Consider the following 12,293-nt stretch of genomic DNA (forward strand, 5'->3'; position numbering starts at 1 on the left):
GAACCCGTCCACAACACGTACCAGATCCGTCACAAGTCCCCGGCGTTTCGTCGGCGCACCGATCCGCCCTGCCTAGGGTGGGGGGAGTACCGCGTTTCCGGCCCCGCCGGTTGCGCCCGGCCGCGAGACCCCTGGGGGATTTGCACCATGCGCAGTGGCGCGAAGATCGGCATCATCACCGGCGTGTCCATCGCCGTCCTCGCGGGCGGTGGCTACGGGGCCTACAGCCTGATGGGCGGGTCGGACTCCTCGTCCGGCGACAAGAAGCCCCGCACGGTGGTCGCCGAGCCGCCCACGGCCGACCAGGCGGCGAGCGGTGCGAAGGACTTCCTGGCGGCCTGGACCTCCGGCGACATCGCCAAGGCGGCCTCGCTGACCGACGACCCGGCCGCGGCCACCACGGCGCTGACGGCCTTCAGGGACCAGGTGAAGCCGAGCGCGCTGACCCTGTCCCCGGCCGGCCCGGCCACGCCGCAGGCCTTCGCCTCGGCGACCGGCACCCCGGCCCCGGCCAAGCCGACCGGCGCGGCCTCGGCGACCCCGTCCGCGGGTGCCACCGCCGGCGCCACCGACTCGCCGTCCGCCGCCGCCTCCCCCTCCGGGCCCACCGGCGTGCTGATGGGCTTCAAGGCCCGCGCCGAGTTCGCCGGCACCAGCCGGGTCTGGGACTACAACGGCTTCCTCGGCGTCGTGAAGATGAGCGACAACACCCCGGCCGTGCACTGGGCGCCCTCGGTGATCCACCCGCACCTGTCCGGCAACGAGACCATCGCCACCCAGCAGGTCTTCGCCCCGCCGTCCACCGTGGTGGACCGCAACGGCAAGGCGCTGCAGGGCGCCTCGCTCACCCCGGCGCTGATGGCCACGCTCCAGGACAACGCCCACAAGCTGCTGCCGCCGGACCCGAACAAGGACCAGGACGCGGGCAGCGCGGTGGTGATCACCGACCCGGCCGGCAAGACCGCCGCGGACAAGCTGTTCACCATCGTCGAGCCCAAGCCCGGCAAGCCGTTCAAGGTGACCATCGACAACACCCTCCAGGCCGCCGCCGAGAAGGCGATGACCGACCTGGGCGGCAAGCAGGGCTCCATCGTGGCCGTCGAGCCCAGCACCGGCCAGGTGCTGGCCTTCGCCAACGCCCCGGCCACCGGCCAGAACCGGGCCTTCACCGGCCTGCTCGCCCCCGGTTCGACGATGAAGATCGTCACCTCGACGGCCCTGCTGGAGTCCGGGCTCACCCCGGACAGCAACGTGGCCTGCCCGGAGAAGAGCAGCAACCCGGTGGCGATCCCGAACGACTTCCCCGGCGCCTTCCCGGACTACTCGCTCCAGAAGGACTTCATGGTGTCCTGCAACACCGCCTTCATCAACCAGGGCCTGACCAGCCTCAAGCCCGAGACGCTGTCCGGCACCGCCAAGGACGTGTACGGCATCGGCCTGGAGTGGAAGACCGGCCTGCCGAACGCCGACGGCAAGATCCCGGCGACCCCGGGCAGCAAGGACGAGCAGGCGATGAACTACATCGGCCAGGGCAAGGTCCAGATGAACCCGCTGGCCATCGCCTCGATCACGGCGACCGTCCAGAGCGGCGCGTTCAAGCAGCCGATCCTGGTCGCCGGCCTGCCCCAGCAGCAGGCGGCCCGGCAGATCTCGCCGGACGTCGCCGCCAAGCTGCGCGCGATGATGAACGCCACCGCCGTCGGCGGCACGGCCAGCCAGGTGATGGCCGGGATCACCGACAACGCGGGGGCCAAGACCGGCTCCGCCGAGGTCCAGGGCGCGTCCACCACCAACAGCTGGTTCACCGCCTTCCGCGGCAACCTCGCGGTCGCCGCCGAGGTCCAGGGCGGCGGCCACGGCGTGGACGCGGCCGGCCCGGCCGTGGCCTCGCTGCTCAAGTCCGGCAACAAGTGAGCACCTGAGTCCGGTACGCGAGGAGCCCGCCACGGACGACGTGGCGGGCTCCCGTGCGTGCGGGCCCGGTCAGCTCCTCGGCAGGGCGGGCCGCGGTACCTCCGGCGCGGGCCTGGGCGCCGCCGGGCGCCGGCTGCTCCAGCGCCGGGCCGCCAGCCGGGGCCAGATCACCAGGACGGCGGGCAGCGCCAGGTACCCGAACCGTCCGGCCGGGGCGAGCGTGAAGGCGATCGCCAGCCCGGCGGCCAGCAGGTCGGCGGCGGCGATCGCGGAGACCGGAGGCCGGGCCACCAGCCAGATCGCCACCCCGACCAGGGCCAGGGTCATCAGCGCGAGGGAGACGGTGTGCCCGGTCGGCCCGAAGCCGGCCAGCACCTTGCCGGGCAGCGGGCTGCCCGCCGGGGTGCGGATCGCGGTCATCCCGAGCGGGAAGCGCACCACCTGGTCGCGCAGCGCCTGCGGCTGGGTCAGGACGGACGGCAGCAGCACCGCCGCGCTCACCCCGGCCCCGATCAGCGCGGTACGGGCGGCGGGCCGCCGGCCGTACAGCCGCCACAGCAGCAGGACGGCCACCGGCAGGGCGGGCCAGGCGGTCCACTTGAGGCTGCAGGCGAGGGCGAGCACCAGCCCGGCGGCGACGGTGCGGTCCCGCTCGGCGAGCGCCATGGCCAGGCAGCAGACCCCGATCAGCGGCAGGTCGACGCCGCCGACCACCAGGGCCAGCGCTATCAGCGGCGAGGCGGTGAGGACGGCCAGCGGCAGCAGCGGGGCGCGATGGCCGTCGGTGCCGGGCCGGGTGGGCCGGAGCAGCCGCCAGGCGGCCAGCAGGCAGACCACGAAGGTGAGGGCGAACCAGATCCGGGCGTCCCCGGCGACCCGGGCGAAGGCGGTGGAGCTGCCGAGCAGCTGGCGCGGCAGTCCGAACAGGGACATCGCCGGGAGGTAGGGGTTGTAGTCGGTGACCACCACCGGGTGCGGGAGGTAGACGTCGCCGGTGGTGAGCATCAGGTGGGCCGAGCGTTCGACCACCATCACCTCGGACTGGTGGCGGCCGGTCACCGCGAGCAGCCCGAGCGGCGCCAGCACGGCCCCGAGCAGGGCGACCACGGCGGCGGCCTCGGCCGCGAAGCGGCGCGGCAGGGTGAGGCAGAGCAGCCCGGCCACCACGTAGGCGGGGGCCGCGACCAGGCCCCACAGCCGCTGGTTGGCCAGGTCGGAGACGAGCGGGAAGGCCGCGGCCCAGCCGGCCGCGATCAGACAGCCGAGCAGCTGCACCCAGCGCAGCGAGGCGAGCCGGGCGGGATTCCACCGAACGGGCGTGGGCGGGAAGGTGCTCTCACCACGCTGGCGGGGGAACGGGCGGCCGGTGGAGCCCGTCGGCGGCCGTCCGGGTCTGGGCGGCGGTTCGGCGTCGATGGTCGGGGCCGGCGTTCTGGAACGGCCGGTGAAGCGGCCGCGCGGGCGGGAGAAGCCGGGCGTGCGGGTGCTCACCATGGTGGAAGGTTATGGCGGCGAACCGGGCGCTGTCGCCACCGCCTCGGGCCCCGGTCGGGACGCTACGCGCGTAGGGCCGCCGGGTGTCGTACCACGCGGCGGCCCTTCACGATTGGATAACGGCCCGGCGGCCGACGCCCTGGTCAGCCGGTGCCGGTCCCGCTCGGGACGGCCGGCCGCTCGGCGCGCTCCAGGCGGGAGTGCTTGACGCTGTAGCCGAAGTAGACGACCAGGGCGACGGCGAGGGCGATCGCCCCGGCCCGGAAGGTGTCGGCGTGCAGGCCGGTGATCAGGTAGACGCAGAAGCCGACGCTGAGCAGCGGGACGACCGGGTAGCCGGGGACCTTGAAGCCGCGCGGCAGGTCGGGCTGGGTGCGGCGCAGCACGATCACGCCGATCGAGACCACCGAGAAGGCGATCAGGGTGCCCAGGCTGGTGATGTCGGCCAGCACGTTCAGCGGGATGAACGCGGCCAGCGCGCCCACGCCGAGCCCGACCACCAGGGTGTTCCAGACCGGGGTGCCAGTGCGCGGGGAGAGCTCGGCGAAGCGCCTGGGCAGCAGGCCGTCGCGGCCCATCGAGTAGAGGATGCGGGTCTGCCCGTAGATCACCACCAGCGTGATGCTGAAGATCGAGACGATCGCGCCGACCGCGAAGATCATCGCGGGCCAGCTCTGGCCGGTGATGTCCTGGAGGATCTGGGCGAGCCCGGCCTCCTGGCCGTCGAACTTCTGCCACGGCTGGGCGCCGATGCCGGCCAGCGCGACCAGGATGTAGAGCAGGGTCACCACGACCAGCGAGATGATGATCGCCATCGGCATGGTCCGGCGCGGGTTCTTGACCTCCTCACCGGCGGTGGACACGGCGTCCAGGCCGATGAAGGAGAAGAAGATGCTGGACGCGGCGACCTGCACGCCGCCGATGCCGAGCGGCATGAACGGGGTCAGGTTGCCGGAGTGGAAGCCGGTGAGCGCGACGCCGATGAACAGCAGCAGGATCACGATCTTGACCGCGACCATGGCGGCGTTGACCTTCACCGACTCGCTGACCCCGCGGATCAGCAGGAAGCAGACCATGGCGACCAGCAGCAGCGCCGGCAGGTTGAACCAGTGGGTGCTGTCCGGCGCGCCGGACAGCTGCTCGGGGATCTTGAACCCGAAGGCCAGGTCGAAGAACTTGTTCAAGTACTCGGCCCAGGTCACCGCGATGGCCGAGGCGGAGACGCCGTACTCCATCAGCAGGCAGATCCCGACGCCGAAGGCGACGCCCTCGCCGAGGGTCGCGTAGGCGTAGGAGTACGAGGAGCCGGAGACCGGGATCGCGGAGGCCATCTCGGCGTAGCAGAGCGCCGTGAGCCCGGCGGTGACCGCGGCGATCACGAAGGACAGGATGACCGCCGGACCGGCCGACGGCACCGCCGTGTTGAGCACGAAGAAGATGCCGGTGCCGATGGTGGCGCCGATGCCGATCGCGGACAGCTGCCAGAGCCCGATCGAGCGGCGCAGGTGGATGCCGGAGCGGCCGCCCTCCTCGGGTGCGCCGGCCGGAAGGCCGTGGCCCTCGCTCTCGGCGAGCAGGGTCGAGACGGGCTTGCGGCGCAGCAGACGCGCACCGAGGGTGTTGCTGGCCAAAACTGCTGTCCTTCTGGGCGGGGGAGGGTGTCCTGGTGGCCGGTCACTCCGAGTACTGGGGGGTGACTTCGGGGACCAACCGAACAAACATGGGACAGTACCCGGCAAAGGCGCCAGTGTCGCAAACAAACAATACCGATCCGCGCATTGTACGAATCGGCGCACCAGAGCTCACAAACCGGACACTTCGCACGCGGCGGATCTTCCGGGCATCGGATAAAAGACCAGGTCAGCACCCCTGTCCGAGTCAGCGGCCGAGCACCGCCCGCATCACCGAGCGGGCGATCGGGGCGGCCAGCGCGCCACCCGTGACGTCCGTGGCGTCACTGTCCGCGACCACCACCGCCACCGCGACCGGCGCCACGGCGGCCGAACCGGCCGGCGCGGCCCAGGAGATGAACCAGGCGTACGGCGTCCCGCTGTTGTCCACCCCGTGCTGGGCGGTACCGGTCTTGCCGCCGACCACCGCCCCGGGGATCCGGGCGTTGCCGCCGGTGCCGTTCTCCACCACGTCCGTCATCAGCTTCCGCAGCTGCCCGGCCACCGCCGGGGTCAGCGCCTGCCGGTACACGGCCGGCCCGCGCACCTCGACCACGGTGCCGTCGCTCCTGGTCAGCCGGTCCACCAGCCGCGGCCGCATCACCGTCCCGCCGTTGGCGACCCCGGCCGCGACCATCGCCATCACCAGCGGGGTGGCCGCGGTGTCGAACTGCCCGATCGAGGAGAGCGCCAGCTGCGCCGGGTCCATCGCGGTGTCGACGTTCGACCGGGCCGGGCGCACCGGCACGTCCAGCTTCGGGTCGTTGAAGCCGAAGCCCTCGGCCGTCGCCACCAGCCTCTCCACCCCCGTCCGCACCCCCAGGTGGCCCAGCACGCTGTTGCAGCTGGCGGTCATCGCCGCGTCCAGCGACAGCCCGGGCCGGTCGCAGGCCGCGCTGTCGTTCACCAGCGGCGTGGTCGTCCCCGGCAGCACGTACGGGAAGGGCGCGTCGGTCGGCGCGTCCGGGTCGGTCACCACCCCGGCCGCCAGCGCCGCCGCGGCGGTGACCACCTTGAAGGCCGAGCCCGGAGGGTAGGTCTGGCGCAGCGCCCGGTTGAGCATCGGCTGGTCGGGGTCGGCCTGCAGCCGGTTCCAGGCCGTCTGGTCGGCCCCCGCCGAGCCGGCGAAGTCGCCCGGGTCGTAGGAGGGGGTGCTGGCCAGCGCCAGGATCCGCCCGGTGGCCGGCTCGATCGCGACCACCGCGCCCTTCTGGTCGCCGAGCCCGCGCACCGCGGCCTGCTGGGCGGCCCGGTCGATCGTGGTGAGGACGTTCCCGCCGGGGCTGCGCCGGCGGGTGAGCGCGTCCCGGAGCGACCAGCCGGTCAGCCGGCCGTCGGTGCCGTTCAGCAGGCCGTCCTCGGTGCCCTCCAGCTGGCTGTTGCCGTACGCCTGGGAGGAGAAGCCGGTGACGGCGGCGTACGTCGTCCCGTCGGCGTAGGTGCGCTTGTAGGCGTACCGGCCGCCGGTGGGCCGGGAGCCGGTCACCGGCTGCCCGTCGACCAGGACGTCCCCGCGCGGCCGGGCGTAGCGCTCGACGACCAGCCGCTGGTTGGCGCTGTTGCGGTCCAGGTCCCGGGCCTCGAAGACCTGCACCCGGGTGGCCTGCACGCACAGCGCCCCGACCAGCAGCAGGCAGAAGGTGGCCGCCCGGCGCCCGGTGACCGAGATCCCGGGCAGCCCCTGCGGCCCGTTGCCCCGCGGCCCGAGGCCGGCCATCACCGCGCCTCCGGTCCGGCGCCGGGCCCCTGCTCCGGACCGGCCACGGGCGCGGTCACGGGGAGCGGCGCGGGCGCGGGGACCGGCCGCCGGGCGTCGTCGCTCATCCGCACCAGCAGCGCCACGATGATCCAGTTGGTCACCACCGACGACCCCCCCTGGGCGATGAACGGCATCGTCATCCCGGTCAGCGGGATCAGCGCCAGCACCCCGCCCGCCACCACGAACACCTGGAGGCCGACGATCGCGGCCAGTCCGATCGCCAGCAGCCGCCCGAACGGGTCGCGCAGCGCGATGCCGGTCCGGAAGCCGCGCGAGACCAGCACCGCGTACAGCAGGAACACCGCGAACAGCCCGGTCAGGCCGAGCTCCTCGCCGATGGTGGCGAGGATGAAGTCCGACTTGGCGGCGAAACCGATCAGCACCGAGTGCCCGTCGCCCAGTCCGGTGCCCAGCTCTCCGCCCCAGGCGAAGGCGAACAGCGACTGGGCGATCTGGTTGGCGCCCTTGCCCGCCGCGATCGAGCCCAGCGGGTCCAGCCAGTCCACCACCCGGCTGTGCACGTGCGGCGAGAGCCAGCCCACCGTCACCGCGCCGACCGCCGCCAGGCCCAGCCCGATCGCGATCCAGCCGGTGCGCGCGGTGGCCACGTAGAGCATCACCACGAACAGCCCGAAGTACAGCAGGGCCGTCCCGAGGTCGGTCTCCAGCACCAGCACCCCGACGAAGGCCGCCCAGATCAGCAGCACCGGCCCGAGCACCCGCCCGCGCGGCAGCTGCCAGCGCCAGACCCGGCGGCCGGTGAGCGCCAGCGCGTCCCGGTGCACCGCGAGGTAGGCGGCGAAGAAGACCGCCAGCAGGATCTTGGCGAACTCCCCCGGCTGGAAGGACAGCGGCCCGACCACGATCCAGATCCGCGAGCCGTACACCGGCGGGAAGAGGATCGGCAGCACCAGCAGGACCAGCGCCAGCAGCGCCCCGACGTGGGCGTAGCGGCGCAGCCGCCGGTGGTCGCGCACCAGCAGCAGCACGGCGGTGAACAGCCCCACCCCCAGGGCCGACCAGAGCAGCTGGGTGGAGGCGGCCTCCCGGCCGGGGGTGGCCCGGTCCAGGCGGTAGATCACCACCAGGCCGATCCCGTTCAGCAGCACCGCGATCGGCAGCAGCAGCGGGTCCGCGTACCGGGCCCGCAGGCGGACCGCGCCGTGCGCCGCCAGGGCGAGCACGCCGAGCGCCGCCCCGTACTGGGCGGCGTCGGCGGGCGCCCGCCCGTCGAGGTTCACCCCGACCTCGACGTAGCCGAACACGGCGATCAGGACGGCGGCCAGCACCAGCACCAGCTCGGTGGTGCGCCGGGGACGCACCGGCCGGACCGGCCGGACCGCGGATCTCGTCACGGCGGAGGGTGTCGCCACGGACCGTCCTGGGGGAGGCGGGAGTCGAAGGGGCCGACCGGGTCCGGACACCGGTGCCCCGGTTCGTCACCCTAACGAGCACTATCCATATATATCGACTCTTTGCCACGGTGTGTCCGCCTTTGCCACGACCGCGCCCGCCGCCCCTCACTCCGGCCGCCGCCCGGCCAGCACCGCCGCCCCCGCCCCGAACACGGCCAACAGCACGACGGAGAAAAGCAGTTCACCCCAGGGCACGGCCACCCGCCCGGTCCGGGCCGCCGTCACCACCCCGCGCACCGCCGCGTTGGCCGGCGAACCCGGCAGCACCAGCGCCGCCGCGGCCGACCCCAGCGCCGCCAGGATCCCGTACGGCGAGCGGACCAGCACCGGACGGTTGCCCAGCACCCCGGCCGACGCCCCCAGCAGCACGCAGACCACCGAGGCCACCAGCCCGGCCAGCAGCGCCCGGCCGACACCCGGCTCCCGCCCCGCCCCCGGGTCGGCCACCGCGCCGCCGACCCACCACAGCGCCGCCACCTCGCCCACCGCCAGCAGCAGCCCCGCCGTCACCGCCGCCAGCAGCGCCCCCAGGTGCACCCGCACCGGGCCCGCCACCGCCACCAGGCAGGCCCGCGAGGCCGGCGGCTCGGCCGTCAGCACACCGCGCACGCACCAGGCGCTCACCGGCACCAGCAGCCCCGCCCCGAACCCGAGCCCGCCCAGCAGCGGATCACCCGGCGTCACCCCGACCACCAGCACCAGCGCGAACGCCAGGAACGGCGGCAGCCAGGCGTGCGAGCGCACCAGCAGCTCCAGGTGGTACCGGGTCAGCGCCCCGACCTGCCCCATCACCCCTCCTCCCGCCGGCGCACCGCCAGCACCCGCAGCGCCGGGCGGCTCAGCAACAGGCCGCGCAGCAGGGCGTCCGAGTGCCCGGCCGGCACCTCCAGCCGCACCGCCGTACCGTCCAGCGCGGTCACCACCGGCCCGCCGGGCAGCCGCCGCGGCAGCGGGGCACCGTCCGCGAGGTCCACCTCGACCTCCACCACCGGCCCCCCGTCCAGCACCGGCACCGCCTCCCCGACCGGCCGCAGCCCGCCGTCCGCGCCCACCCGGTAGGCGGCGCTGGTCCGCCCGGCCAGCCGGGCCGGGTCGTGGTCCACGAACAGCACCGCGCCACCCGCCGCCGCCCGCTCGGCGGCCGCGTCGTCCAGCACCGCCCGCGCCCGCGGGTCCAGCCCGGTCCAGGCCTCGTCCAGCAGCAGCACCCGAGGCTCGGCGATCAACGCCTGCACCACCGCCACCTTCTGACAGGTGCCCTTGGACAGCCGGCTCAACGGGGTGCCCGCCCGGTCCGCGATGCCGAACCGGTCCAGCCACTGCCCCAACCGCCGCCGCGCCTCCCCCGCCGACAGCCCGTGCACCCGGCCCACACGCACCAGGTACGAGGCCGCGTCGAACGGCAGCGCCGGCGGGAACCGCTCCGGCACGTACGCCGCCGACCCGGGCCGCACCACCCGGCCGGTGCTCGGCCGCTCGATCCCGGCCGCCAGCCGCAGCAGCGTCGACTTGCCGCTCCCGTTCGCCCCGGAGATCCGCACCAACTCCCCCGGCCCGACGACCAGTCCGACGTCCCGCAGGACCCACCGCCCGCCCCGCCCGTACCGCTTGCCGACCGCGGTCAGCTCCATCCGCACCCCGCCTCCATCCGGTCCCCCGAAGGCTATCCAGCGCGGGTAAGGCCGACGTCAGCACCGCGTCCGGCAAACCCTGCCCCGCACGCCGGAGTTCACGCCGGGGCGGGCGGGTGCACCGTCCGGTCTCGTTTGGCCTTGACGAACTGATGATCCCTAGGATCGGCCGGGTGAATACCGGACGACGACCGAAGACCAGGCTCGGCAGCCTGCTGGCCGCCCTGGCGATAACGGGCGCCTCGCTGCTCCTCGGCCTGCCCGCCCACGCCGACGAACCATCAGCCGGCGCCTCCCCCGCACCGAAGGAGGCCCCCAAGGTCGACCTGATCCTGGACGTCAGCGGCTCCATGAACACCGCCGACATCCAGGGCAAGAGCCGCATCTCGGTGGCCCAGAACTCGCTGAACGAGGTGATCGACGCCCTGCCCGCGGAGACCGAGTTCGGCATCCGCACCCTCGGCGCCACCTACCCCGGCAACGACAAGAACATCGGCTGCCAGGACACCAAGCAGCTCTTCCCGGTCGGAAAGACCAACAAGGTCGAGGCCAAGACCGCGGTCGCCACCCTGCGCCCCACCGGCTGGACCCCGATGGGCCTCGCCCTGCGCGGCGCGGCCCAGGACCTCGGCAAGGGCGACGCCACCCGCCGGATCGTCCTGATCACCGACGGCGAGGACACCTGCACCCCGCCCGACCCGTGCGACGTCGCCCGCGAACTCGCCTCCCAGGGCATCCACCTGGTGGTCGACACCCTCGGCCTGGCGCACGACGACAAGACCCGCCAGCAGCTGCTCTGCATCGCCAACGCGACCGGCGGCACCTACACCGACGTCCGCACCCCCCAGCAGCTCACCGACAAGGTGAAGCAGCTGGTCGACCGCTCCAACGACACCTACACGGTGACCCCGTCCAAGACCGCCGGCACCGACAAGTGCGAGAGCGCCCCGGTGCTCACCCCCGGCGTCTACAGCGACCGGGAGAAGTTCTCCGAGCACCGCGTCTACAAGGTCCCGGTCAAGTCCGGCCAGGAACTGCGCGCCTCGGTCAGCGTCGGCCTCGACCGCGCGGTGGCCCGGGACTACGGCGTCCTGCTCCAGGCCACCAGCGCCGCCGGCCAGGAACTGGTCCGCGGCACCGACGCCGGCAGCGCCCGCGCCGACGTGATCTCCACCGGCCTGCGCTGGTCCACCAACGACTCCAAGGGCTACGTCACCGCGAGCCCCACCACCTCCGCGAAGGACAAGCCGGACACCACCGTCTGCCTGGTGGTCAGCAACTCGCTGGCCCCGCAGTCCGGCGTCCAGGCCGACCCCGGCATGCCGCTGGAGCTGACCGTGGACCTCGCCTCCGCCTCGCCCGCCCCCGAGGGCGCCGCCATGGGCCTCGGCCGCGGCTGGATCCTGCTGCTCACCCTCACCCTGGCCGGCCTGGTCCTCGGCCTGCTCGCCGGCTGGATCGCACGCTGGCGGATCGCCGTCTGGCGGGAGAACTGATCATGCGTACGACGATCCGCGGCGCCCTCGCCGCCCTCGCCCTGCTGCCCGCCCTCGCGCTGGGCGCCCCGGCCGCCTCCGCCGCCTCGCCGTCCCCGACGGCGACCGCGAGCGGCACCCCGGCCCCGGCCACCAAGGCCGGCACCTCCTTCCTGACCGCGGTCAACCTCTCCCCCGGCCAGGACGCCGATGTCGCCGTCTCCACCGGCGACTACCTCTACTGGGCGTTCGGCGCCTCCGAGGGCCAGACCCCGACGGTCAGCCTGACCGTCAACCTGGCCCCGGCCGCCGACCGGCACGGCCCGCAGACCTGGAGCGTCGAGGTCTTCGACGGGCTGCGCCGCCGCCAGGCCTGCACCGCCGGCACCCAGAACGCCACCGGCGACCAGAACACCACCTCGCTGGCGCTGAACTGCACCCTGCGCGAGGTCCGCACCTGGGCCGAGCCGTGGTCCGGCGACCCGCTGCCCGGCACCTACTACGTCCGGCTCTCGGTCACCGACGCCCCGCAGCCCGACCTCGGCCTGGCCGCCACCACCCAGCTGCACGTCGCCGCCAAGGGCAACGCCGACAACGCCCAGCCCGAGGGCGGCGAGCTCAAGGCGCCGCTGGTCCCGCCGGTCGGCGGCGGCGCGAGCACGGCCCGGGCCGCGGCCCCGGTCGCGGAGCAGGACCACTGGTACACCGGCTGGTTCTCCGGCTGGAACAGCCGCTGGTACTGGACCATCGGCGGCGGCTTCCTGGCCGCCCTGGCCGGCATCCTCGGCTACCACCTGACCCGGCACCCGCGCGGCCACCGCCCCGGCCACCACGGCGCCGTCCCGCCCCAGGGCTCGCACCACCAGCACGGCCACTACGCCGAGCGCCCGTAGTCCCGGCCCCACCCGTCGAGGGCCGGCCGGACACCTTCCGGC

General features: G+C 74.1%; 9 protein-coding genes. 3 read left to right on the plus strand and 6 right to left on the minus strand.

The window, feature by feature from the left end:
• Window positions 1-147 precede the first annotated feature (147 nt).
• On the plus strand, window positions 148-1,914 hold the full coding sequence (locus tag ACFWXO_RS13975; RefSeq protein WP_380524025.1) for a penicillin-binding transpeptidase domain-containing protein: 1,767 nt from the start codon (window positions 148-150) through the stop codon (window positions 1,912-1,914).
• Between the two features lie 69 nt (window positions 1,915-1,983).
• Here the strand turns inward: ACFWXO_RS13975 and ACFWXO_RS13980 are convergent, their stop codons facing one another.
• The 6 genes from ACFWXO_RS13980 to ACFWXO_RS14005 form a co-directional block, all read right to left on the minus strand.
• Window positions 1,984-3,408, minus strand: a complete 1,425-nt coding sequence (locus ACFWXO_RS13980) for a glycosyltransferase 87 family protein (RefSeq protein ID WP_375892736.1) — start codon at window positions 3,406-3,408, stop codon at window positions 1,984-1,986.
• Between the two features lie 143 nt (window positions 3,409-3,551).
• Window positions 3,552-5,039 carry an amino acid permease gene (locus tag ACFWXO_RS13985; RefSeq protein WP_380524027.1) on the minus strand — a complete coding sequence of 496 codons (1,488 nt, stop codon included), beginning with the start codon at window positions 5,037-5,039 and terminating at the stop codon, window positions 3,552-3,554.
• A 247-nt stretch (window positions 5,040-5,286) separates the two neighbouring features.
• The gene (locus tag ACFWXO_RS13990; protein ID WP_380524028.1) at window positions 5,287-6,795 is read right to left on the minus strand and encodes a penicillin-binding transpeptidase domain-containing protein; all 1,509 of its coding nucleotides are present in this window, start codon (window positions 6,793-6,795) and stop codon (window positions 5,287-5,289) included.
• Window positions 6,795-8,192: an FtsW/RodA/SpoVE family cell cycle protein gene (locus ACFWXO_RS13995; RefSeq protein WP_380524030.1), complete on the minus strand. Its 1,398-nt coding sequence runs from the start codon at window positions 8,190-8,192 to the stop codon at window positions 6,795-6,797. Before ACFWXO_RS13995 ends, ACFWXO_RS13990 begins: the two co-directional genes overlap by 1 nt.
• Window positions 8,193-8,357: 165 nt before the next feature.
• Window positions 8,358-9,041, minus strand: coding sequence for an ABC transporter (locus tag ACFWXO_RS14000; protein WP_380397567.1), 684 nt, complete (start codon window positions 9,039-9,041; stop codon window positions 8,358-8,360).
• The gene (locus ACFWXO_RS14005) at window positions 9,041-9,883 is read right to left on the minus strand and encodes an ATP-binding cassette domain-containing protein (RefSeq protein ID WP_380524032.1); all 843 of its coding nucleotides are present in this window, start codon (window positions 9,881-9,883) and stop codon (window positions 9,041-9,043) included. Before ACFWXO_RS14005 ends, ACFWXO_RS14000 begins: the two co-directional genes overlap by 1 nt.
• A 173-nt stretch (window positions 9,884-10,056) precedes the next feature.
• On the opposite strand from ACFWXO_RS14005, the gene ACFWXO_RS14010 reads away from it, so the two are divergent.
• Both ACFWXO_RS14010 and ACFWXO_RS14015 read left to right on the plus strand, forming a co-directional pair.
• On the plus strand, window positions 10,057-11,379 hold the full coding sequence (locus ACFWXO_RS14010; RefSeq protein ID WP_380524034.1) for a VWA domain-containing protein: 1,323 nt from the start codon (window positions 10,057-10,059) through the stop codon (window positions 11,377-11,379).
• 2 nt (window positions 11,380-11,381) lie between these two features.
• Complete coding sequence (locus ACFWXO_RS14015) at window positions 11,382-12,251, plus strand: peptidase (protein WP_380524036.1); 870 nt, start codon at window positions 11,382-11,384, stop codon at window positions 12,249-12,251.
• Window positions 12,252-12,293 lie beyond the last annotated feature (42 nt).

This window comes from Kitasatospora sp. NPDC059088, from assembly GCF_042738155.1.
In the GTDB taxonomy this organism is placed as follows: domain Bacteria; phylum Actinomycetota; class Actinomycetes; order Streptomycetales; family Streptomycetaceae; genus Kitasatospora.